We start from the raw sequence: 22,414 nt of genomic DNA, 5'->3' as shown, positions 1-22,414 counted from the left end.
GATGCTCACCGGGCGCATTGACTGCTGCTGCCCGGGAACGTCCTCCTGCATCAGCTGGCAGTGGGCCGTGACCGGGCCGCTGCGTCTTTTGCCAGACACAGGATACCCAACAGGATCAGCACGCCGCCGAGGGTTTTGCTCAGCGTGAGGTGATCGTTAAACAGCCACACCGATATCAGCGTCACGGAAACAATATCAAGATGTGATGCAGCAAACGCAGGGCCGACGGGGACCTTTCTGAGCAGTGTCATCCAGGTATAGAAAGCGCCCGCATAGCCCGCAAAGGCAATATAGAGCCAGACCTGCGTAAAGAGGCGGTACAGCCATGCCGCATCCAGCGTCAGCGGAGAAGCGGCGATCGCCGTGTACTTGAAACCCACCTGTGCCAGCGTATCAAACACCATCAGGGCTAAAAAACCCAGCAGGTAAACGTGTTTCATCATCCTGTTCCTACGGCCAGTACGCCCAGCGCGATCAGCAGTATCCCGGTTAAGCGCCATGGACTTAAGCGCTCCTTAAACCACATCCGGCCCGCAACCATAATCACCACCACATTTATGGCTCCCAGCATAACGCCGACGGACAGCGGCACCAGCGTTAAAAAAGCCAGCCAGAGGATAAACTGCAGCACGTAACAGCTTGCGCCCAGCCAGATCCAGCCATGGCCGACCATATGACGCCAGAAGGCGAGGCCGCTAAAGCGGGCGCTGTTGTGCGAGGCGGCTTTAAAGCACAGCTGGCCGCCGGTATCGACCAGCACGTTCAATAGCCATAACAGCAGCACCAGTTGACTCATGTTATCAGGCGCATTACGCCGGAGTACCGACGGTGGTCTGTAGCGGTAAGGGGGCTGGCCTGCGGATTTTCTGGGTGTCGGTCTGCTGCTGAATAAATCTGAGCGTGCGGGCGATCAGTTCTGCGCGGTCGTTATCGATGGTGATCATGTGATAGCTGTTCTTTAACAGCGCCAGATCCACCTGTCCGCTGACCCGATCGCGGATCAACAGCGCATTGCGGCGGTGAGCGATATCGTCATTTTCAGCGTGAAGTACGAGGCAGGGCGCGACAACCTGCGGAAGTGCCCGGCGAACGCTGCGCGACAGGGCCATCATTTCATTCAGTGAGGGCCACGGATTTCCCGGTAGCCCGGCGACTGCGCTGTCCTCCTCCTGCATGCTTTTGGCGATGCGGCGTCGCAGAACTTCATTACAGACGCCGTAAGGTTCTTTTTCGTTGAACATGCGGTGACGGCCCAGATGGAGGAACGCGGCGAGCGGCAACAGGCAGGGGGCGGCCCAGCGTGAAATGACAGGGATGCTCCAGCCGTCATAGCGGAACGTCGCGCTGTAGGCCAGCACGCCGTTTACCGGAAATTCAGAGGCATATTTTAGCGCCAGCACGGCCCCCATTGACAGCCCGCCTACCACCAGGCAGTCCACCTGCTGCCGCAGCTTGTGAGCCGCATTAATGACGCTCTGATACCAGTCCTGCCAGCGAGTGGCGATCAGATCGTCAATGCTGCCGCAGTGGCCCGCCAGCTGTACGGCACAAACGGTATGGCCTGCCTGGTTCAGTTCACGCGCCACGCCGCGCATTTCATTTGGCGTGCCGGTCAGGCCGTGGATCAGCAGCACGCCGGTCTTGCTGGTACCGGGCAGCAGAAAGCCATGTTGCTCAGTCATGCGTTCTCCACGGCATCAGCGGATTAAAGGCGCGGTATCCGCTGTCGCTGCCAGTCGTCTGCAGCCAGCGTGACAGCGCGGGAACGGCATCACTGAAATCGTGAAACGGCGTGCAGGCAATGCCCTGGCGGCGGCACTCATCAATTAACGTCCCTTTTGCCAGCACGTGGTCAGCCTGGCCCGCGACGCAAAAATCAGAGCGCCCGTCACCCACCATCAGGACGCGGCCCGTAACGGTTTTAGCCACGGCACACTTGCAGACGCCGCTGGCGCGTCGGCAGTCAGGGGCGGCCCAGGGGAGGTGAAGCCGCCAGCGGCGCTCGCTCTGCTGCTCCAGATGGTTAGCGATGACCGTTAAATGACCCAGTTCGTGACGGTCGAGAATATGCTGAATAGCGTAATCCAGCCCGTCACTCACCACGGTCAGCGGAACCGCACAGCGCCGGGCTACGGCGACAAAATGTTTAAAAGCGGGATCGATGCGGATAGTGCTCAGGCAGCTATCCAGCTCCTGCCGTGACATATCCAGCAGGGCAATCTGCCCGGACATACACTCCGCTGAGCCGGTTTCCCCTGTCAGCCACTGCTGTTCCAGTTTTTCCCAGCCGGGCAGCGCGAAGCGTTCCAGCAGGGTGTCCGTAATATCTTCAGGGCTAACCGTTCCGTCGAAATCACATAAAATGGTCCAGGGCAGGGCACCATTATCCTCGTGAGAAAGCCTGGTCGTCATACATACACCTATTTATCAGCACAGGATCGTAAGCAAACGTCGTCATCGAAATGAAAACTCACTGCATGTTAAGGGGCGGGTGATAAATGAAGAGTCAACAATAGAAACCCACGCAGGCTATTTCATGGCAGGGGATTCATCGGGTGATGAAATAGCATTTTTTCGCCTCGTCATTGCCTGATATAAACGTTTTTCGTGGCGGTGGCATTTATTGTGAAGAACGGAGTGCCTGATTAATTAAGCGGGCTTCGGTATTGCGGCGGCGTCAGAAAATAGAAGGCGTGTTTGTTAAAATCGTCCATGACGGGCTGTCTGTAATCTCGGGGCGACATTTATTTCGTGGCCAACCCCGTCTCTGTGCTGCTCAGGTTATATCGGGGTAACGCTGACCGACACGTTCCAGCCCAGTAAATAGAGCGCCTGTTCTAATGTCTCAATCTTCGAGGCGTGCTCCACATCTAACAGCCTGTCTATCTGCGCTCCCTTCATGCTGAGCTTTCGCGCAAGGTCAGCTTTGCGGGTGCCGGTCTGGATCATGGCGTTGTGTAATGCCGCTTTCAGGCAGGTCAGAACGGGAAGATGAACGATAAACTCGCCCTCGACGGCGGCGGAGGGGGTGGGGAGGGGCAGGCGTGCATCAATAATGTCACCGATGGCTGCCGTTAATGCCTCGCTTGCTTCAAGCTCAATATCTTCCTCTGTGAAGGCCACTACGTCTGATGTGTCGAAATCCCGAAAGCGGATTTCATAGGTATCGCTTTCTTCGTCACAGAAAAATGAAGCCGGATAATTGAACATAGAATGCCTGTTGGTTTGCGCCCGAAAGGGCTGTTAACTTAGCGCCAGCGTTGTGAGTAAAAATACTGATGCTGTGTGCAGATAAGTGGAACGTTTAAAACAATATACCTTGCTTTCCTACCATACGTGACTATTCTCTCTGATAATAAAATCAGCGCCACAACTGCCTCTTACGTTCGCAGCTTGATAACTTTCGTCATGGTATTCATGATGACCTCTGATTTTGACATCACACGTTACCAGCACCCTCAGACGGAACCGCGTACATGCTATTCACCCTCGTTTACCGTAGCCACGTTGCAGAAAATTTTCCCCATAAAGACATTGAATCCATGGTTTTCAAGGCTAATAAGGTCAATCAGTCACTGGATATCACCGGGATCTTACTGTTCAACGGGACACATTTCTTCCAGCTTCTTGAAGGGCCAGAGCAGGCAGTTATCCACCTGTTCGAGGGCATCTGTACGGACGGTCGCCATCACAATGTGGTCGAGCTGATGCGTGATTATGCGCCGTCAAGACGCTTTGGCAATACGGGCATGGAACTCTTCGATTTGCGGGAAAATTTTCGTGGCGACGTGCTTCAGGCGGTGCTCGAGCGCGGGACCTCGCTTCATCAGCTCAATTATCACGACCGTGCTTTGCACTTTCTGCGGACGTTCGTCTGTTCGCATGAAAGGGAAAACTACTTCGAATTACCACCTGAAGGGTCGTGGAAGTTTGTCAGCGAAGGCGAAGTGTTAAGACTTCCCGCTGAGTCTGCGGAAGACCACACGTTTGCTTTCCAGCCGGTGGCCGACCCGCTCTCGCAGCGAGTGACAGATGTCGAAGCCCGGCTGCGGACTCCGGCTGGCGACGGTGCAGAACGCTATTTTTCAGGCATGACGGCTGAAGCCATGTGCCAGGCGGATATCGCCTCAAAGGAGACGGCATTCCGTTTGGCAAAATCGCTCGGACTTGGCAGCCAAAGCCTGTGCGTGAACGTCTCGTCACTGGCGCTGGTGACCCAGCCCGGAGCCACCGATACTTTACTCAGTGCGGCGAAACGGCACGGGCTGATACCGGAACAAATCGTGGTGGGGATCACCGAGAACGAAGTGGTCACTGATACGGCCGCGCTGTCCGTCGCCATCAGGGCGCTCCGTTCGGCCGGAATGCGTCTGGCTATCAATGATTTTGGCTCCGGTGCGGGCGGCCTGCAGATGCTTGCCCGCCTGCAGCCTGAGAGAATTAAAATTGATGCTGAACTGGTGCGTGATGTTCACGCCAGCGGTCCGAAACAGGCGATTATTCAGGGACTGCTGCGCAGCTGCCAGGCGCTGGAGATCGCGGTGACCGCCTCTGGCGTCAGTAAACCTGAAGAGTGGATGTGGCTGGAAGCGGCTGGCGTCAGCAGTTTTCAGGGCGATCTTTTCGCCCCGCCTGAGCTTAACGGATTGAACCCGGTGGCCTGGCCTGAGCCGGTGTAAGCCGGTGTTATCATCTGCGTTCACCAGGGCCTGATAAAGTCTGCCGGTGTGACGCCCATCCTGTGGCGAAACATGGCAATAAAGGCCGAGGGGTAGTTGTAATCCAGCTGTGCAGAGACATATTTTACACTTCGGCCCTCCTGCAGCAGACGGAGGGCTAGAATGACTTTTTTTCTCAGTTTCCACTCGTTGAAGGCAATACCCGTGGCCTGAGAAAAGCGCCGGGAGAGCGCCCGTTCGCTCAGGCCCAGCCTCTGTGACCACTGCTTCAGGGACAAAAGCGGACTGCCATCCTGATTCATTTCGGCGGTCATCAGCGCCACCAGCCCATCCTCTCCCGATCCCATGGGCAGATAGCAGGTAAAGGCCTCGCACAGGGCCAGCTGCTCAATAAACACTTTCACCAGCGAACGGTCTGCCCGGCTAACCGGATGCCCGATCTCCCGCAGAGAAAAGTCGTGAAGAATAGCGCGGGTAACCAGGTTCAGTTTAAGTGCGGTCGCCCTTTCAGGTAATGACAAACATAAAGGCGGCGCAATATTCACGATAATATAGTGTATATCTGTTTTCGCCACGGACTGATGTGTTGTCTGCGGTGGCAGCCACAGCGCATATTCCGTGGTGGACAGATAGACGGATGATGAAGCCTGTATTTCGGCCACCCCGCTAACGGAATACATCACCTTTCCCCACGGAAGGCTTCTTTCAGGAAATAAGGTTCCCGCAGGCCAGTATTTGCGGCGAAACCAGATTGTTTTCGGTAGCATCCCGGAAAATAATGACTCCGTATCCACGCTGGTCTCCCGCTGTGATGAATAAAATGGCCGCTAATCATAACAGGCCGTCCTGCTTACGGCATTTATCAAAATATGCCCGGCGTTATCCTGTACGGGTAAGTTTTATTTATCCACGAGGAGAAACCTGTGTCTGGAAAAATGATTGATCTTTCTGTGCCGCTGATGAGCGGAATTCATTCTGACCCACCGATGTTTCTGCCGGAAATTGACTATGTGGATCACCAGGCCGGTGCGGTTCAGCTGGCCGCCTCGTTCACGGGAGTGCAGCCCGGCGACCTGCCGCATCACGAAGGGTGGGCGGTTGAGTTTGTCCGCATGAGTACGCATGCCGGGACGCACATGGATGCCCCTTACCATTATCACTCGCATATGGAGGATGGCACGGCGTCTAAAACCATTGATGAGATCCCGCTGGAGTGGTGCATCGGTCCCGGTGTGAAGCTTGATTTCCGGCACTTTCCTGGCGGTTATGTGGTCACCGCCCAGGATATCAGGATGGCGCTGAACCACATCGGACACGTCCTGAGCGCAGGGGATATCGTGCTGGTGAATACCGCCGCAGGAGGGCGCTATGGCCAGCCTGACTTCCTGTCATCAGGCTGTGGGATGGGAAGAGAAGCAACGTTGTTTCTGACCGGATGCGGGGTTCGCGTGGTGGGCACGGACGCATGGAGCTGGGATGCGCCTTTCTGCCATACGGCGGAAACCGTTCGCCAGACGCGGGATGTTTCTCTGATCTGGGAGGGGCATTTTGCGGGTAGCGTCCGGCCTTACTGTCAGATTGAAAAACTGGCTAACCTCGATCGGCTGCCGGCGCGAGGTTTCACCGTAATCAGTTTACCGGTCAAGGTGTATAAAGCGTCCGCAGGCTGGACGCGGACCATCGCTATTATCTAATGTCAGGGAGAAAATGATGTCACGTATTACCTTATTCAGCATGGAACGTTTAACCGCTGCTGAGCGGGAACAGTACGCCCGCTTTCCGGCCAATCTGACGCTGGGATTATTAAGAACGACGTCCTCTGCCCGGGGATATCTTTCCCTCGGCGCGTCTTTTCCTGCCGGGAAACTAGAGGACAAAGATCGCGAGATGGTGATTATGCGTGTCGGCGCGCTGAGCCATAGCGCCTACGAGCGTATGCAGCACTATCCGTTAGCGTTAAAAGCGGGCTGGAGTGAGGAAGAGATTCATAATATTGAACGCGGGGTGGTGAACGGTCAGAGAAACAGTGCCATTCTCAGTTTTGTCGATGAGTGTGTTAACCAGGTGAAAGTTTCCGCCAGCACGTTCCGTTCCGTGGCGGAATACTATGACGACACGCAGCTCGCTGAACTGACGCTGCTGATTGGACATTATATGATGACGGCGCGATTCCTTGAGACGCTGGAGATTGATCTGGACGACAAGGCCACCCCCTGGGATCGGATGTCCGTGTAGGCAGGTCACGGCAAGCGCGGGCCCGTGGGACGCGCTTGCCGGCCACGCCCGCTCTCTGTCAGGCGGCTTTACTGCTGCGTCGAATCAAGACAAGTGCGTCAGTCAGCCGCGCTTTATCGGCATTGGTCAGGTGGGGGGCATGCAGTAACGTGGCAATTTCGGCCCGATCTTCACCGCTAAACCCCCCGGCCAGCAGACGCTGCGCAATCGCCTCCAGTATGCGTTTATCCTGAACGGAGATCGACGTTCTGACCTCCTCCAGGCTTCGGGACGGGGTGGCAGAGCCCGGCTGAGATAACCAGTCTGCGAAATAACGATACTGAATGGCTTTGGCGACATCCATTTGCGCCTGAATAAAAGGCATCACCGAGGCCGGATCCAGCTGGGCGGCCTCCGCCTGTTTCTGAGCAAGCGACAGAACTTTTTCTTCCCTGCCCCGATCCTCAACGGGCAGGTGGTGAGTGGCTTTGTAGCTGGCCACCTCTTTCATATCCAGCATGCGCTGATTCATCGCCGACGTCAGCGAAGACATGGCACTGGCGGTTGAGGAGGCCGCAAAAACAGATCCGGCCATCATTAACGATGTGATTAACAGAAGGAGGTAGGGCATAGATCTCTCTTTATCGGTGATGGATTCAGAGCGTTCAGCTTACACGATGAATAGTACCGGTTGGTGACAGTTTCATTGCCGGTTGTCCTGGTTATCATCAGAATCGGCTGAAAGTTAACCGGATTGCATCACTTTTATAAGAAAGCCCCGGGGCCAGGCGCTGTCTCCTTGATCCCTGGCAGGGAGGTTACGTATTTCCCCGATTCAGGCCAGCAGCCACGGCCAGAAGTAACGCGGCCGCCGCCAGCCCACAGGCCAGCCAGAGTGTATCTGTCAGAGCCAATCTATCGACGATCTGCCCTCCGATCCAGGCTCCCAGCGCAATCCCGGCATTGAATACCCCGACATACAGCGCAGCGGCAATCTCCACGGCGCGGGCGGCGGCTTTCATCATCCAGGTCATCAGTCCGACCGAAAGCCCACCGTAAGCCAGCCCCCAGAAGATGACCACACCACTTCCCCCCGTGACCGATTGCCCGGCAGTAATAAACAGTAACGGCGTTAACACCAGCCCTGCCGCCATCACTATCAGGGTAAATATCGTATAGCGTGCTGCGGTGATACCCGCCAGAAAGTTACCTGCAACGCCAGCGATACCGTAGGCGAACAGGATGGCACCTATCCCCTGCGTATCAAATTCTGACACTGAGATCAGGAGCGGGCGCACAAAGGTAAAGGCAACGAAATGGCTTGTTACGAGTAGTAAGGTCAGGAACACGCCCGCTTGTATTTTGCGGTTGCCAAGCAGAGCAATGAACTGCCTAAGGTTAGCCGAACCTGTAACGGGTAATGACGGAATCACCGCAAGGTGGAGTGCCAGCACCAGTGCGCTGAAAAGGGTCATGATGCCAAATGCCCAGCGCCAGCCAATAACATCGCCAATAAACGCCCCCAGGGGAACGCCCAATACCGATGCAGCAGCAACACCACCGAAGATGATGGCGGTTGCCAGGCCAATAGCCTTTTCCGGAACCAGACGCGAAGCAAGCCCCCCCGCGATGGCCCATATCCCCCCCATGCAGAAGCCGAGCAGGATGCGGGCGGCGAGCATCACCATCAGATTAGGTGCCAGCGCGGAGGTAAGGTTTGCCACAACCAGCAACGCCAGCAGGCCACACAGTATCCACCGGCGATCTGTTCCACCCGATGCAATGACGACGAATGGCGCAAATAAAGCGGCCAGCAAGGCGGGCAGGGAGATCATCAGACCTGCGCTTCCTGTGGTCATGTTGAGCGTACCGGCGATGGCGGTCAGCAAACCCACCGGGAGCATTTCTGTTGTCACCACAGAGAACGTCGCCAGACCAACGGCGAAAACCGCGGTCCAGGGGGGGCGAACGCATTGCATGGCAGAACATGTATTCATCATTCAGATCCTAAAAAGCGCACGCAATCAGGCGCGATCATCCTGTTTGTGCAGGGTTAAATAGCTTAAAAAGGCCATGAGCAGCACCACGGCGCCGGCACCTAAGGCGACGCAGAACCCCGCCCGAGATCCCCCGCTGTCGACAACCTGACCGGCGAGGGCCGCGCCCAGCGCAACGCCTACATTCAGCCCGGCCAGCAGCCAGGTCATGCCCTCTGTGAGCTGGCTTTCAGAAACCTGGCGTTCAATGAGTGACATGGCCACGATCATGGTCGGGGCGAAAAAGAGGCCTGCCACCAGCACGGCTGCTGTCAGCGCGGTAAGATGGGTGACCAGTATCAGTGGGACAGTGGTCGTGGCCGTTGCCAGCCCGCCCAGCCACAACAGCCGGGGGAGTGGGGTTTTCAGTTTGAGCGAGCCATAGATCAATCCGGATAAACACGAACCCACGGCATAGGCGGATAACACCAGGCTGGCCGCAGCCGGGTGCCCCCGTTCTACAGCCCAGGCGACACTCACGATATCTACCGTGCCGACAATGACGCCCATCGCCATCATCAGCAGCGCCAGCCGCTGTACGCTGGTCATCCTGATGACCGAACCCGTGGCCATTTTGCCGCAGGATACGCTCATTACCGGGGGTTCCGTTCCGCGCTGTATCACCAGGGCAAACACCCCTGAAAACAGCAAAAGTGCGGCGAGCAGCAGACCTGACTGGGGATACAGCGTGAGGGAAAGGCCAATCGAGAGGGGCGGGCCAACAATAAACGTCAGTTCATCCAGCACCGTTTCAAGCGAATAGGCTGTCTGCAAACGCGGCTGGCCCCGATATAGCAGCGTCCAGCGTGCCCGTACCATGGCCGACATACTGGGCATAAACCCCGCCAGTAATGCGCCGATAAACGGGATCCAGCTGGCAGCACGCCACTAGGAACAGGCGATGAGGATGACAAAACCAGCAACACTGATCGCCGTAGCTGCAGGCAAAACGCGGTGCTGCCCATAACGATCCACATAGCGGGAAATCTGCGGCGAGAGCAGGGCGTAGGTCAGAACAAAGGTGGCGGCAAGGGCTCCCGCCAGCGCATACCCTCCGTACTGTTGCGAAAACAGAGTAATAATTCCGATGCCTGTCATCGGCAGCGGGATGCGTGCGAGCAGACCTGCCATAGCAAAATGTGCCGCGCCAGGCGCAGTAAAAAGGTCTCGATACAGATTAGCCATCATCTCTCCGGTAGCATTTGCTTGCCACAACGCGGTGACAAAGCGACAATACATACAACGCGTATGAATCCAATCGTATATTCATACGGAGTGTTTGTAAATAATCATTCATGTCGTATGTAAGGAGCAAAGTATGGTTCGCCGGACCCGCGCTGAAATGGAAGAGACAAGAGCCACATTGTTAGCCACTGCCCGTAAGGTTTTTCGTGAATATGGCTACGCTGATACCTCAATGGATGACCTGACTGCGCAGGCCGGGCTGACCCGTGGTGCGCTTTATCATCATTTTGGTGACAAAAAAGGCTTGCTGGCGGCCGTTGTGGAACAGATCGATGACGAGATGGACCAACGCCTGCAGGCGATTTCCAGTGATGCAGACGATCCGTGGGAGGGGTTTTGCAACCGCTGCAGGGCTTACCTCGAGATGGCACTGGAACCTGAATTTCAGCGTATTGTGCTGCGTGATGCCAAAGCGGTGCTGGGGGGGGCTTCCCCTGAATCACAGCGTCATTGCCTGGCGTCCATGCGGGGCCTGATTCACGATCTGGTTCAGCAAGGTGTGGTGGAAGATGTCGACCCAGAGGGATTGGCTTCTCTGATTTACGGGAGTCTGGCAGAAGCGGCATTCTGGATTGCTGACGGTGATGAGAGCAATACGAAGCTGACACAGGGCATTACCGCGCTGAACCTGCTACTTCGCGGATTGCGACGGACTGGCTGAAAATCAGGCTGACATGCACGGGGAGGGGGCCGCGACTGGCGACAAGCGATCATCAAGGCGTGTTGACCCGCGTTGATCGCAGAGTGGACGTTAAATTTCCTGGTGCCTTTTAGACGATGTGTCTGTCCCAGTCACTGAATAACTGTTCCATAATCATTAAATATTTTCATCAACAGCACCCTGGGTATTCCTTTTGCGGAGATTCTGAAACTCGTGCTCAGGCGCGAGGCAATAATAGCGGAGGTAAGTTTGTTATCGTCATAGGCAATGGTCATCTGCTTTCCGATGTTCTGCCGGGTCATGGTCGATAATTTCTTCCCACATTCATCAGTGAATTTCATGATGATATTCTCATTGTCCACTTCATCTGCCTCAACATATTCAATGGACTCTACACATCCAGAGTTGAAGGACGTCTTTTCCCCTGAGATCGAAAAATCAAAATCGCCTTTTGCTGCAACCGATGTCAATGGGATGAGTGCTACGATTAACAACGCTCCAGCTTTGATATACATCATCATCTCCTTGTTTTTTATAAAATTATTAATTAATCCTAATGAAAGGCAGCCAATCTGCTTCCCATAAATTAGCATATCGCAATTTCAGCAACATCAGTTCCTGGCACAAAGCAGGTATACACTTGCGGAATGTCCGCTTAGAGCGAAGAGCGGACATTATGTCTTAGAGAAGGTTTGATAAAATGGCGTTCGATCCGAACAGTTATCATTATCCGGCGATGAGCAATCAATCAAAGGCCGAATATAGCCTCAATTTCTATCGAGAGGTCAGGTGAGAAGAGGCGGCTGACTTCCACGAGCGAGCTGGCGGGCAGGTGATCACCGTAATTTCGGTACAGCACGTTGCGTAGCCCGTTTATCTCCTCAAAAGAGGTGATGAATATAGTCACTTTGATCAGTGCTGAAAAATCTATCTCTTCTGTGCTGGCAATTTTCCTGATTTGGCTGAATATTTCTTCAGCCTGCTCAACAATACCTTCATGCTGTGCCGCTGTGCCAAACGCGGTCAGGCCGGAAATATAGAGCGTGTTGCCATGCTTTACTGAATGGACGTACGGCGCTTTTACTTCACCTAACGCACTGTAATTTTTTCTTACCAGATGACTCATGCCGATGGCCTTTTTGAAAGGGAACACGCCACAATCCTACCACTCCACTGTAAATGCTCAACGTTGATTGGCGTATCGTAAAGTATGCCATGTCCGCTTCTGGCGCAGGGCTGCTGTGACAGCCCAAAAAATCGTAGACTGCAATGCCCGGATAACGGACTGTGCTTTCCAGTTTCTTATAGCCCAACAGAAGCTGGAGCAGCCGGTGATTCTTGGTTTTCTTATAAAGCAGGTGAGGTTTTGTTCTTCTTATGGAAGGTGTGCTGCACAGCGAATCTTCGGGGCCAGACTTTGCTGCCCGTCCATGAAAAATGCGATTGTATTGTCGGGTTAGCGATGTTGGCAAGATGTGCAGTGATGATGTGATGTATATTTAATTTTATTTATTAAAATCAATAATTTATTCCTGGAAAGCGACGGGCTTTTCAAAGGCGGTCTGATCAAATGAACAAGTTGAAATGGGGGTTTATGGTCTGGCTGCTTGCTCGCGTACAAGCATGCGTACCTGCTTACCACGATAGTTAACATGAGTTTGAAACTGGAAACCAAAGCGTTCAGCTAAATAATTTGAACGTTTGTTTTCTTCATCAATAATACAGCACACCGGCGAGGAGAATGTCCTGTCGGCCCATAGTAAAATTGCGGTCAGTGCTTCAGACGCATAACCGTTGCCACGAACTTCTGGAATCAACGTCCATCCAGCTTCAGGGTATTGCAACTCAGGCGAGATATCACGATGCGCATCCTGAAATCCAAACGCACCAGCATAACGGCCTGTCTTTTTTTCAAACACTGCCCAGTAGCCATACCCTAACGCCTGCCAGTGCCCGATATAACGTAATAAGCGGGTCCATACCATTTCAGCCGTTGGATTTTCTCCGCCATTAATCTTCGCCATTTCAGGCGTCGCCCAGCATTCTCTGAGCGCCGGGAAATCATCAAGTGTAAATTGCTTTAAAATCAGGCGTTCTGTTTCAAGTTGAGGTGCTTGCTGTGTCATCATTATTTCTCCTTATCTTAGCGCCAGAGTTTGGCTAATATTGACCACCTTGCACAGCTCTTTTTCCAAAATTCATATAACGGGAGTAACGTCCGCTTCTGGCACATAGCGGACGTTGTGTACACATCCCCATTACGATTGAGCGCGCTGAATGCTAAGTTCATAAACTACGCAGGGCACATCGTAATGCTGTTCTATTGCTTTGTAAGTCATGCCTAATCGCTGCATCACTCGCTGAGAGGGCGCATTTTCAGGGTCAGCAACAGCCACTAAATACGTTGCGCCTCTCTGCTCTGCCGCGAAATCAATAATCGCTTTAGCCGCTTCTGTTGCATAGCCTTTACCATTCTGTTCTGGGATGAGCCGCCAGCCAATCTCTAAGGGGGCACCCTCAACGTTTGCCAGGTATTGGAGGCATGCTGCCCCAACAACGGCCCCGGAAGCCTTCTCTTTGATAGCCCACCACGAAAACCCATATTTCTGCCATCGGGCCTGAACACGCCTGATACTTTCCCAGGTCTCTTCTGGGGTTTTAACAATACCTTTGCTGATATACCGCATCACACCGGAATTGTTATCCATCAGCCTTAAGCCTTCGTAGTGTGAATCATGATAGGGTTCAAGCCTTAAACGCGTAGTTTCTAAATTCATCTGACCATCCTTTTTACTTGAAGGCATTACTTTCGGTGAACCTCTCCCCATAAATCAATCTGGCACGATGTCAACAACGTCCACGCCGGGCACAAAGCTGCGTTTAGAGAGCGCATATCAGCTATGATCGTGAAGCAAACTATGATTAACATAAAAGCATTACTGATAATATTCGGGCATGTCCGATATTGTTCAACGTGTTGATTTAAATTATAAAAGGCTTTTAATGGATACGATTGATGAAGTAAAGGCGAAATATCCCGGCGCGAATAGCTGGCAAATGGGTGACAGTCCTGAACTGGCCGACGAACTCGCCACCCTTATTACAAAAGGGATCAAAACAGCCTCATGTGGATCTTTTGCCTCTTATCAGCAGGAAGAACCCGCCCCGAGGATAGGGAGTTATAACATCATCCTTGATGGTCAGGATGTACCGGTATGCGTTATCCGATTGGTTTCGATGCGGCTGGTGCGTTTTTGTGATGTCACCGGGGCGTTTGCCCGAAAAGAGGGCGAGGGCGATTTAAGCCTCGAATACTGGCGAAAAGAGCATCAGCGATTTTTTACCCGGGAAGGTTATTTTGCTGATGATATGGAGCTGATCACCGAAGAATTCGAGGTGGTTGAGGTTCTGTGAACCTGACCCACTTAAAAAAACAGGTGTCCCGCCCTTGTCTCTGAGGTGAGCCCCCCTTTGCTCTGGTGGGCAGGTGCAGGCCCGACGATACACTTTTTGGAAGCCATTATGGATAAGAAAGCCAGGAACATCCTCTTTAAAACGTATTGGGGCAGCAGCGGCTGGCTCTCTGAATACAAGACCGATCCCGAAGACTTTGTTTATGCCAGGGCCCGGGGAGTGATGTTCGATCCGGTCAACGTGACCCACGACGATTGTCTGCAAACAATTCTGGCAATAGTGAAACGGATGCCGCCCACCAAAGCGTCGCACGCTTTTCTGTCCAGCCTGTCCACAAAAAGACTCGACTGGCGGTCAGGCGTCGCCTCATACCATCTCGCCCGTCAAATGAGCCCACATCAATACACGCCGGTGGTCAGCGGGCAAAGTTTTAGCCCGGACGGTGCCATATGCAACACGAGCCATACATGCTCCGTGTGCCGGGACGTCGTCCCCGGGCTGACGATTGGTGCTGAACGGTACAGGAATGAGGACCTCAACATCCTCAATTTCGAACGACTGAAGTGGGGCGGTGTCCGTCACGGCCAACTGATCTACACATGGTTCGATCTGCAGGCGCTGGACGCTGCCGACATTCCCGACCCGACGGATGAGGACATCGTGATCCTTGAGCGCATCCTCTCGACGATCGCATCAAGCCAGCCGGGCGATCATGCCGGTACGCTCGAAAAGCGACTGGCGGCCGCCGTTAAATCGTCAAAGAACGAGCGACGTACCATCATCAATATCCTGGCCAGCCTGGACGTGCTCAGGCCCGCATCATTCGACCGCCCGGTTCACGGCAAGAGCGACTGGTCGGCGGCGGCCGCTGCATGGCGTGGGGAAGATCGCTATGACAGGGACGCTGTGCGCCTTCACTTCGGCGAATGGTTGCGCTGCTGATTCAGGCCAGCAGCCACGGCCAAAATTAACGTGGCTGCCGCCAGCCCCCAGAAGATGAGCACATCACTTCCCCCCGTGACCAATTGCCCGGCGGTAATAAACAGTAACGGCGTTAACATCAGCCCTGCCGCCATCACTATCAGGGTGAATATCGTATAGCGTGCTGCGGTGAAAGTGACCTGCAACGCCAGCGATACCGTAGGCGAACAGGAGGGCACCTATCCCCTGTGTATCAAATTCTGACACTGAGATCAGGAGCGGGCGCACAAAGGTAAAGGCGACGAAATGGCTTGTTACCCGTAATGCCGGTGCAGACGGCGGGAGGAGCCCCGCCGGTTTTGATTATCAGTAATTACCTTGCGGCCAGTCGGTGTAGCCCTGAGCCCCGCCGCCGTAATACGTTTCTTTTGGCGCAAGGGTCAGTGCGGCACCGTAACGCAGGCGCTTCACCAGATCCGGGTTGGAAATAAACAGGCGGCCAAAGGCGACGGCATCAATAATCCCCGCGTTCCGGCGGCTGATGGCCATCTCAAGGTCATAGTTGTTGTTGCCGATAAACGGACCTGTGAACTGCGCGCTCAGCGCATCCATATCTACATCGGCAGGCACGTCGCGCGAGGTGGCCGTTGCCCCCTCAACGAAGTGCAGATACGCCAGATTAAAGCGATTCAGCTGCTGGATCAGATAACCATACATCGCCATGACGTTGCTGTCCGGCGGGGTATTACCCGCGTCAGGGGTCACCGGTGACAGGCGGATGCCAACACGTTCATTGCCCCAGATGCTGGCGATCGCTTCAGTGACTTCCAGCGTCAGGCGGGCCCGGTTTTCAATAGAACCGCCCCAGGCATCGGTGCGGTGGTTAGTGGAATCGCGCAGGAACTGATCGAGCAGGTAACTGTTGGCTGAGTGTACTTCAACGCCGTCAAATCCGGCGTGCAGGGCGTTTTCTGCCGCGTGTTTGTACTGCTCAATGATCCCGGGAATTTCATCTGTTTCGAGCGCGCGCGGCGTGGAAACCGGAACAAAGCCGTTCACGGTGTAGGTCTGGCCCTCTGCTTTGATGGCAGACGGGGCAACCGGGCGCGCACCGTCAGGCTGCAGTTCCACGCTTGAAAAACGGCCAACGTGCCACAGCTGGCACACTATTTTTCCGCCCTGAGCGTGGACTGCGTCAGTCACTTTTTTCCATCCGGTGACCTGCTCTTCATTCCAGATCCCGGGCGTGGCGGCATAGCCGCGGCCCTGAGCCGAGATATTGGTCGCTTCTGAAATAATCAGACCCGCGCCGGCGCGCTGCGCATAGTAGGTCGCATGCAGTTCGTCAGGCACGCCATCCTCACCGTAACGGCTGCGGGTAACGGGCGCCATCACAATGCGGTTAGCCAGCTGAAGACTGCCCATCGTGACGGGTGAAAATAAATCGGTACGAATAGTGTTGTCAGTCATGTAAACCTCTAATTAGTTGACCGGTCGTCTAGTTATTAGGTAAAAAAAAACGGCTACCCGAGCAGCCGTGTTGTTGCATTCATTGCTTTGCCAAAGGCACTGTCCGGATCATGGATTTTCGCCATCAGGGAGGCACCAAGCCACAGCTGATAAAGTTCTTCAGCCAGCTCACCGGCATTGCTCACCGCAGGCAGTGAGCCGTCTTCCTGCCCCAGCCGTATACAGTCCGCGATTTTTTGTATGATCGCCTGCGTGCCGGTCGCCAGCACGTTTCGCATGCTGTCGTACCGATCGCAGACTTCCGCCCCGAGCTTGACCACCAGGCATTTGCTTTCCGGCAGGTCTGCGCCCTGAGTGGTCTTCCAGAAGGTGAAGTAGCGCAACAGCCGTTCTCTCGCCGTTCCGGTACCGTTCAGCTGGTTGCCTACCTCCTGCAGATAGTGGCTGAAGTAGTGCTCGAGCAGCGCTTCTGCAAACTCTTCCTTGGATCTGAAGTAGTAGTAAAAAGAGCCCTTGGGAATACCGGCCGCCTGGACTATTTCGGAAAGCCCGACGGCGCTGTAGCCTTTGTGCGTCATAATCGCCCGTGCCACATCAATGATGTGCTGGCGCATATCTGTCGCGTGTTTTTTTATCATGCCTGTACTCTATTTAAAAACTGACCGGTCGTCTAGTTTTGGTTGTCGCATTTTGTGCGATCAGGACTGAACGGCTGCAGCAGCCTGACGGCATGCTGGCCGATCAACCTCAGACTCTGAGGTGTGGCACCGTCTTTTGCCTCAATCGACATGCCCTCCAGCAGGGTGTTGAGAACAGTCGCCAGCGCGGCGGTCTGGGTTTCCTCAGGCAGCTGCTTTTCCTGCACTGCTCTGGCCAGCCGTTGTTCAAACAGATCTTTTCCCTCCTGCCTGAGAAGGCTGACTGCCCTGACCACATCATCCGACTCGGCGGAGACATTGATCGCCGCCAGTACCACCATACAGCCGCACGGTGCTGAGGGAGAAAGCAGGATGTCTGCTGCTTCACTGAAGAAGCGGTCAATTGCCCCCACGATGTCCTGCGCCTCTTCAAGCCGCGCCCAGGTGGCCTGCCAGTAAACCCGCTCGTAGTAATTCACGGCTTCCAGAAACAGCCTGGCCTTATTGCCGAAGGCGGAATAGAGGCTGGGCGGGTTGATCTCCATTGCGGCGCAAAGCTCGGCAACCGATGCCGGCTCAAAACCTTTGCGCCAGAAAAGGTGCAGCGCCTTCAGCAGTGCCTTATCACGGTCAAAACTGCGCGGCCGGCCTTTGGGCTTTTCCCTGGCTTCAGGCCGATCATGAGTTTTCATAACGAGGTTTCCAATCATTGCTTGACACTTTACATAGCGATCACTATACAATAATAACATTACATAGTGGTCACTAAAAAATTCAGGTAACAATACGGCAGGCCTTATCTCATCCCTGAATTTTATCTGCAGATGCTGGTGGGGGGTACGGGGGTCTTGTTTGCGGTTTTTCTCGCAGGCTCACTGCTTTTTTCGGCCCCACGCCAATGAGTATCAGACGAAAGAGGGGTATCTGAACGGATGCCCGGTTTACTGAAATGGAGACAAAAAATGATGAATGACACGACTTATGTGCAGGACTACAACGACATTGTGAACGTGCTGAACCAGTACAACGAGGGGGGTAAGCAGGCGAAAAGTGAGCTGATGAAGCCCGCATTCAGTGAACAAGCCACCATTTTTGGCATTGACGGCGACGGCAATCTCAGCGGCGGCCCGATCCAGGGGCTGTTTGATACGATCGACAGCGCCTTCCGTCCTTCTCCCGAAGCGAAGGCTGCTATTGTGCGTGTAGACATCGTCGGGACGGCCGCCAGCGCCCGCATCGATACCGATGACATTTCGGGCTTTCGTTTTACCGACTTTTTCAACCTGCTGAAGGTCAACGGCCGCTGGGCTGTGGTCAGCAAGATTTATCACACCCACACTGCACCCTGATAGTTGACCACCGCAGCCTGCAATCCCTGCAGGCTGCACAGAAGAGGACATGAAGATGCGTCAAAATAGCTAAGCGACACCGACCGCGGATGACCAGGCCGCTACGCAAACGGCAGGGAGAGGCGTTGGAAGGACTGCGGACCGGTCAGCGGAAACCGGACCTTGTTCCGCGTACTGTTGACGGGTTTCCCCCTTCTGTTGCAGACGTCTTAGTGACTTTATGTTCAAAGGCATTAAAAAATTATAAATTACATACCTGCCCATCCTCTTAGAGAGTGCAACATGCTGACCGGACTAAACCACATCACCCTTGCAGTCAGTAACGTGGCAAAGAGCCTGAATTTTTATGCTGAAACTCTTGGGTTCACCCCTAAAGCTAAATGGGATAATGGTGCCTACCTTTCGCTGGGTGAACTCTGGCTATGTCTTTCGATAGATACCGTATCCATTGGTGATGATTACACACACTATGCTTTCAGTATTCCCACTGAAGAATTTGATGTGTTCGTGGAGCGCTTGAGATCATCGGGTATTAAGGAATGGAAAACTAACAAGAGTGAGGGCAAATCTGTCTACTTTTTAGACCCCGATGGCCACCGGCTTGAGATCCATGATGGCGATCTTAAGAGCCGTTTAAATGCTTGTCTTACCCAACCCTATGAAGGAATGACGTTCTTCTGAATTATCTGTTCCCCTTCTGATAAAAATATCCCATATGAGTCAGGGTTTTGTTAATGCCTTGAACGTCCACCCCTGCCGCCTGGCGGACATCAGTTCCAGGCCCCGGGACTTGTGGCAACCCTCCGTTGATGACTTCATGGCATTTCACGCCTGCCAACTAAAACTTCTTTTCCACCAACGGCTTTACCAAAATTTCCATAAATCAACTTGATTGCGTGGGCTGATCAATAATACTGTATATAAATACAGTAAATAATGAGAAGACAGTCATGATGTTTTTTAAGCCTGCCGATATTCACGCGATTGTCGCGTTACCCCTGTTTATTGATCGCGTGCCGTGTGGATTTCCTTCCCCGGCCCAGGATTATGTTGAGCAGCGTCTGGATCTGAACCATCTGCTTGTCGCTCACCCAAGTTCAACCTATTTCATCCGGGTCAGCGGGGACTCAATGATCGGCGCGGGGATAAACGATGGCGATATGCTGGTCGTTGACAGCGCACTAAATGCCGTGCATGGAGACATCATTGTCGCTGCCTTATCGGGCGAGTTCACCGTCAAGCAGCTGATCACCACTCCTTCTCTGTCCCTCAGGCCCATGAACCCCGCCTATTCCCTTATTCCCATTACCGACCCCGATCAGTTTGAGATCTTTGGCGTGGTGAAACACGTCATTAAGACGATGCACCGCTAATGTTTGCCCTGGTGGATGTCAATTCGTTCTACGCCAGCTGCGAAACCGTATTCCGGCCCGATCTGCGTGGCAAAGCGGTGGTGGTACTGAGTAATAACGACGGCTGCATCATTGCGCGCAGTGCCGAAGTCAAAAAGTTAAACATCCCGATGGGCGCTCCCTATTTCAAGCTTAAAGACCAGATAAAACAGCATAACATCCACGTCTTCAGCTCTAACTATGCGCTGTATGCCGACATGAGCCACCGGGTGATGACCACCCTTGAGCAGATGGCACCCGCTATCGAAATCTACTCCATCGATGAGGCCTTTATGGATCTGACGGGCGTCCGTCATTGCCGGATCCTTGACGAGTTCGGGCGGGAAATCCGGGAGAGGGTGAGGCGGGATACGCATCTGACGGTGGGGGTGGGCATTGCGCCCACCAAGACCTTAGCCAAGCTGGCCAACCATGCGGCCAAAAAATGGACGAAAACCGGCGGGGTGCTGGACCTGTCGGATGTTGAGCGCCAGCGGAAGCTGATGGGGTTAGTCGCGGTCGAAGATGTGTGGGGCGTGGGGCGGCGCATCAGCAAGAAGCTGAATACGCTGGGCATCTTCACGGCGAAAGATTTGTCGGAGCAAAGTACCAGCACCATTCGCAAGCATTTCAACGTGGTACTGGAGCGAACCGTGCGTGAACTGCGCGGTGAGCCGTGTCTGACGCTGGAAGATCTGACGCCCGCCAGGCAGCAAATCATGTGTTCACGATCGTTTGGCTCACGCATCACGGAATACGACGAGATGCGGCAGGCGGTGTGCGCCTATGCCGAACGTGCGGCCGCAAAGCTGCGGGAAGATGGCCAGTACTGTCGGTTTATCAGCGTTTTTCTGCGCACCAGTCCCCATGCGGAAGGGGAAGTGTTCTACGGTAATCAGGCCGCTGGCACGCTGCTGACGCCCTCGAACGACACGCGGGACATCCTTCGCGTGGCAACGGAGGCGCTCGACCGGATTTGGGTTGAGGGGCATCGTTATATGAAAGCGGGGGTGATGCTGGGGGACTTTTTCTCGCAGGGGGTGGCGCAGATGAACCTGTTTGACGCGCCCCCGTCTCCCCTCAACAGCGAAGCGCTGATGGGGGTGATTGACGGGCTGAATCAGTCAGGTAAAGGTAAAGTGTGGTTTGCCGGGCAGGGGATAGAGAAAGCCTGGGCAATGAAGCGGGAGATGCTGTCGCCCGCTTATACGACCCGATATGCAGACCTGCCGGTAGCAAAATGAGCATACTCCGCTGACGTTACCCGGCGATTTTGATCACAATCTTACCGAATGCGCCACGCGACAGATGTTCAAATGCTTCAATTGCCTCGCTGAAGGGATACACCTTTTCAATCACCGGGGCGATATTGTGCTGATTCAGGAATGGATTCATACGGTCAAATGCGGCGCGCGGCGCCACGGCAATGCCCCGCAGAGTGGTCTGACGGAAAATCACCGACATCAGATCCAGCTGTGCAGTCTGGCCCGTCAGGAACCCGACCTGGGCCACCGTACCGGCAACCTTTGTCGCCTGGACGGACTGGTTGATCCCGTTACCGCCAGCCACCTCCACAGTGATATCCGCCCCTTTACCGCCGGTCAGTTCGAGGACTTTCTTTTCCCAGTCGGGATGAGTTTTATAGTTGATGCCTTCATCAGCGCCCAGCGCTTTGATGCGGGCAAGATTTTCATCGTTGCTGGAGGTAGCGATCACTCGTGCGCCGTAAGCATGGGCGATTTGCGCGGCAAACACCGATACGCCGCCCGTCCCCTGGACCAGCACGGTCTGACCCGGCTGCAGATTTCCCACCTCCATCAGCGAATACCAGGCGGTCAGTGCGGCGATCGGCAGCGTTGAGGCTTGCTCATCCGTCATATTCTCCGGGGCCTGCACCGCACTGTCTTCATGAATAATCATATATTCAGCAAGGCCGCCGGGCAGCGGCATACCCACACACCAGTCGGGCTCATCCGCAGCGGGTTCGCCGTCAAGCCAGCGTGAGTAGAGATGGGAGTTAACGCGATCGCCGATGCCGAAGCGGGTAACACCTTCCCCGGTTGATACGACCGTACCGGCGGCGTCAGAAACAGGTATCAGCGATTCAGGCACCCTGTGGGGCTCGTAGAACCCCTCCACGATGGCTTTATCACGAAAGTTTAGTGACACTGCGCCCACCTTCACCAGCAGTTCACCCGGACCCGGCGTCGGAACAGGGACGTCTTCAAGCCTGAGGTTGTTAAGGCCAAAATCTTTCAGTAACCATGCTTTCATTGTTGTGCTTCCTCTTAATCATCGGTGGCGGGAGGTGGCTGAAATATTCAGCCCCGGTCAGACTCCTGAACCACCCAATGCCGCTCAGAATAGTCACCGCAGGGGACGGGAAAAAGAGGCGA

The 22,414-nt window shown here is 54.3% G+C and carries 27 protein-coding genes and 2 pseudogenes; 10 read left to right on the top strand and 19 right to left on the bottom strand.

From position 1 onward, the window contains the following. Positions 1-50: 50 nt before the first annotated feature. The 5 genes from IFU29_RS16760 to IFU29_RS16740 form a co-directional block, all read right to left on the bottom strand. A complete protein-coding gene (locus IFU29_RS16760) occupies positions 51-443 on the bottom strand; it encodes a DMT family transporter (protein WP_198424997.1) in 393 nt (130 codons plus the stop codon). Continuing rightward, entirely contained in the window at positions 440-796 is a 357-nt protein-coding gene (locus IFU29_RS16755; RefSeq protein ID WP_191934914.1) for an EamA family transporter, read from the bottom strand. Before IFU29_RS16755 ends, IFU29_RS16760 begins: the two co-directional genes overlap by 4 nt. A gap of 13 nt (positions 797-809) precedes the next feature. Continuing rightward, on the bottom strand, positions 810-1,682 hold the full coding sequence (locus IFU29_RS16750) for an alpha/beta hydrolase (protein WP_191934913.1): 873 nt from the start codon (positions 1,680-1,682) through the stop codon (positions 810-812). Next, positions 1,675-2,412 (bottom strand): MtnX-like HAD-IB family phosphatase, encoded by a 738-nt coding sequence (locus IFU29_RS16745; RefSeq protein ID WP_191934912.1) that lies wholly within the window; start codon positions 2,410-2,412, stop codon positions 1,675-1,677. Before IFU29_RS16745 ends, IFU29_RS16750 begins: the two co-directional genes overlap by 8 nt. Positions 2,413-2,781: 369 nt before the next feature. After that, positions 2,782-3,210, bottom strand: coding sequence for a hypothetical protein (locus IFU29_RS16740; RefSeq protein WP_191934911.1), 429 nt, complete (start codon positions 3,208-3,210; stop codon positions 2,782-2,784). A gap of 266 nt (positions 3,211-3,476) precedes the next feature. Here IFU29_RS16740 and IFU29_RS16735 point away from each other — a divergent pair, with 266 nt between their 5' ends. Then, positions 3,477-4,679, top strand: coding sequence for a diguanylate phosphodiesterase (locus tag IFU29_RS16735; protein ID WP_191934910.1), 1,203 nt, complete (start codon positions 3,477-3,479; stop codon positions 4,677-4,679). 20 nt (positions 4,680-4,699) lie between these two features. Here the strand turns inward: IFU29_RS16735 and IFU29_RS16730 are convergent, their stop codons facing one another. Then, the gene (locus IFU29_RS16730) at positions 4,700-5,359 is read right to left on the bottom strand and encodes an AraC family transcriptional regulator (RefSeq protein ID WP_244633732.1); all 660 of its coding nucleotides are present in this window, start codon (positions 5,357-5,359) and stop codon (positions 4,700-4,702) included. Positions 5,360-5,602: 243 nt separating this feature from the next. On the opposite strand from IFU29_RS16730, the gene IFU29_RS16725 reads away from it, so the two are divergent. Together IFU29_RS16725 and IFU29_RS16720 are read left to right on the top strand one after the other, a co-directional pair. Beyond that, positions 5,603-6,373 (top strand): cyclase family protein, encoded by a 771-nt coding sequence (locus tag IFU29_RS16725; protein ID WP_342214484.1) that lies wholly within the window; start codon positions 5,603-5,605, stop codon positions 6,371-6,373. Between the two features lie 13 nt (positions 6,374-6,386). Then, positions 6,387-6,914, top strand: a complete 528-nt coding sequence (locus IFU29_RS16720) for a carboxymuconolactone decarboxylase family protein (protein WP_244633731.1) — start codon at positions 6,387-6,389, stop codon at positions 6,912-6,914. Positions 6,915-6,972: 58 nt separating this feature from the next. On the opposite strand, the gene IFU29_RS16715 is transcribed toward IFU29_RS16720, so the two are convergent. The 3 genes and pseudogenes from IFU29_RS16715 to IFU29_RS16705 form a co-directional block, all read right to left on the bottom strand. Further along, a complete protein-coding gene (locus tag IFU29_RS16715; RefSeq protein ID WP_191934909.1) occupies positions 6,973-7,524 on the bottom strand; it encodes a chorismate mutase in 552 nt (183 codons plus the stop codon). A 187-nt stretch (positions 7,525-7,711) separates the two neighbouring features. Next, complete coding sequence (locus IFU29_RS16710; RefSeq protein WP_191934956.1) at positions 7,712-8,890, bottom strand: MFS transporter; 1,179 nt, start codon at positions 8,888-8,890, stop codon at positions 7,712-7,714. 27 nt (positions 8,891-8,917) lie between these two features. Beyond that, a pseudogene (locus tag IFU29_RS16705) lies at positions 8,918-10,114 on the bottom strand (MFS transporter). A 133-nt stretch (positions 10,115-10,247) separates the two neighbouring features. On the opposite strand from IFU29_RS16705, the gene IFU29_RS16700 reads away from it, so the two are divergent. Next, complete coding sequence (locus tag IFU29_RS16700; RefSeq protein WP_191934908.1) at positions 10,248-10,835, top strand: TetR/AcrR family transcriptional regulator; 588 nt, start codon at positions 10,248-10,250, stop codon at positions 10,833-10,835. A 131-nt stretch (positions 10,836-10,966) separates the two neighbouring features. Here IFU29_RS16700 and IFU29_RS16695 read toward each other — a convergent pair whose 3' ends face one another. The 5 genes and pseudogenes from IFU29_RS16695 to IFU29_RS16675 all read right to left on the bottom strand — a co-directional run bounded on the left by IFU29_RS16695 (position 10,967) and on the right by IFU29_RS16675 (position 13,612). Then, the gene (locus tag IFU29_RS16695) at positions 10,967-11,356 is read right to left on the bottom strand and encodes a SecDF P1 head subdomain-containing protein (protein ID WP_191934907.1); all 390 of its coding nucleotides are present in this window, start codon (positions 11,354-11,356) and stop codon (positions 10,967-10,969) included. A 227-nt stretch (positions 11,357-11,583) separates the two neighbouring features. After that, positions 11,584-11,961, bottom strand: a complete 378-nt coding sequence (locus tag IFU29_RS16690; RefSeq protein ID WP_191934906.1) for a RidA family protein — start codon at positions 11,959-11,961, stop codon at positions 11,584-11,586. 124 nt (positions 11,962-12,085) lie between these two features. Next, positions 12,086-12,292: pseudogene (locus IFU29_RS16685) on the bottom strand (integrase); the annotation flags it as partial. Positions 12,293-12,427: 135 nt separating this feature from the next. Then, positions 12,428-12,964 carry a GNAT family N-acetyltransferase gene (locus IFU29_RS16680; RefSeq protein WP_191934905.1) on the bottom strand — a complete coding sequence of 179 codons (537 nt, stop codon included), beginning with the start codon at positions 12,962-12,964 and terminating at the stop codon, positions 12,428-12,430. Between the two features lie 129 nt (positions 12,965-13,093). Beyond that, positions 13,094-13,612: a GNAT family N-acetyltransferase gene (locus tag IFU29_RS16675; protein WP_191934904.1), complete on the bottom strand. Its 519-nt coding sequence runs from the start codon at positions 13,610-13,612 to the stop codon at positions 13,094-13,096. A 226-nt stretch (positions 13,613-13,838) separates the two neighbouring features. Between IFU29_RS16675 and IFU29_RS16670 the strand changes: the two genes are divergently transcribed. Then, positions 13,839-14,249, top strand: a complete 411-nt coding sequence (locus IFU29_RS16670; protein WP_191934955.1) for an ASCH domain-containing protein — start codon at positions 13,839-13,841, stop codon at positions 14,247-14,249. A gap of 108 nt (positions 14,250-14,357) precedes the next feature. Further along, the gene (locus IFU29_RS16665) at positions 14,358-15,191 is read left to right on the top strand and encodes a hypothetical protein (RefSeq protein ID WP_191934903.1); all 834 of its coding nucleotides are present in this window, start codon (positions 14,358-14,360) and stop codon (positions 15,189-15,191) included. Here IFU29_RS16665 and IFU29_RS16660 read toward each other — a convergent pair. The 4 genes from IFU29_RS16660 to IFU29_RS16645 all read right to left on the bottom strand — a co-directional run bounded on the left by IFU29_RS16660 (position 15,164) and on the right by IFU29_RS16645 (position 17,970). Then, positions 15,164-15,409, bottom strand: coding sequence for a hypothetical protein (locus IFU29_RS16660; protein WP_191934902.1), 246 nt, complete (start codon positions 15,407-15,409; stop codon positions 15,164-15,166). The two genes, IFU29_RS16665 and IFU29_RS16660, sit on opposite strands and share 28 nt — an antisense overlap. Before the next feature lie 127 nt (positions 15,410-15,536). Beyond that, complete coding sequence (locus IFU29_RS16655) at positions 15,537-16,640, bottom strand: alkene reductase (protein WP_191934901.1); 1,104 nt, start codon at positions 16,638-16,640, stop codon at positions 15,537-15,539. A 53-nt stretch (positions 16,641-16,693) separates the two neighbouring features. Further along, positions 16,694-17,278: a TetR/AcrR family transcriptional regulator gene (locus IFU29_RS16650; protein ID WP_244633730.1), complete on the bottom strand. Its 585-nt coding sequence runs from the start codon at positions 17,276-17,278 to the stop codon at positions 16,694-16,696. 32 nt (positions 17,279-17,310) lie between these two features. Continuing rightward, entirely contained in the window at positions 17,311-17,970 is a 660-nt protein-coding gene (locus tag IFU29_RS16645; RefSeq protein ID WP_191934900.1) for a TetR/AcrR family transcriptional regulator, read from the bottom strand. 273 nt (positions 17,971-18,243) lie between these two features. Here IFU29_RS16645 and IFU29_RS16640 point away from each other — a divergent pair, with 273 nt between their 5' ends. The 4 genes from IFU29_RS16640 to umuC all read left to right on the top strand — a co-directional run bounded on the left by IFU29_RS16640 (position 18,244) and on the right by umuC (position 21,262). After that, a complete protein-coding gene (locus IFU29_RS16640) occupies positions 18,244-18,627 on the top strand; it encodes a nuclear transport factor 2 family protein (protein WP_191934953.1) in 384 nt (127 codons plus the stop codon). 282 nt (positions 18,628-18,909) lie between these two features. Continuing rightward, a complete protein-coding gene (fos, locus tag IFU29_RS16635) occupies positions 18,910-19,308 on the top strand; it encodes a fosfomycin resistance glutathione transferase (protein WP_191934899.1) in 399 nt (132 codons plus the stop codon). 269 nt (positions 19,309-19,577) lie between these two features. Further along, positions 19,578-20,000: a translesion error-prone DNA polymerase V autoproteolytic subunit gene (gene umuD / locus IFU29_RS16630; protein WP_191934898.1), complete on the top strand. Its 423-nt coding sequence runs from the start codon at positions 19,578-19,580 to the stop codon at positions 19,998-20,000. Continuing rightward, a complete protein-coding gene (umuC, locus tag IFU29_RS16625; protein ID WP_191934897.1) occupies positions 20,000-21,262 on the top strand; it encodes a translesion error-prone DNA polymerase V subunit UmuC in 1,263 nt (420 codons plus the stop codon). Before umuD ends, umuC begins: the two co-directional genes overlap by 1 nt. Before the next feature lie 16 nt (positions 21,263-21,278). Here the strand turns inward: umuC and IFU29_RS16620 are convergent, their stop codons facing one another. Continuing rightward, a complete protein-coding gene (locus IFU29_RS16620) occupies positions 21,279-22,292 on the bottom strand; it encodes a zinc-dependent alcohol dehydrogenase family protein (protein WP_191934896.1) in 1,014 nt (337 codons plus the stop codon). Between the last annotated feature and the right edge of the window lie 122 nt (positions 22,293-22,414).

The sequence above is a fragment of the Erwinia persicina genome, assembly GCF_014838825.1.
GTDB lineage: Bacteria > Pseudomonadota > Gammaproteobacteria > Enterobacterales > Enterobacteriaceae > Erwinia > Erwinia persicina_A.
The sequence above is the reverse complement of the archived record's forward strand: the minus strand, read 5'-3'. Positions and strand labels throughout refer to the sequence as shown.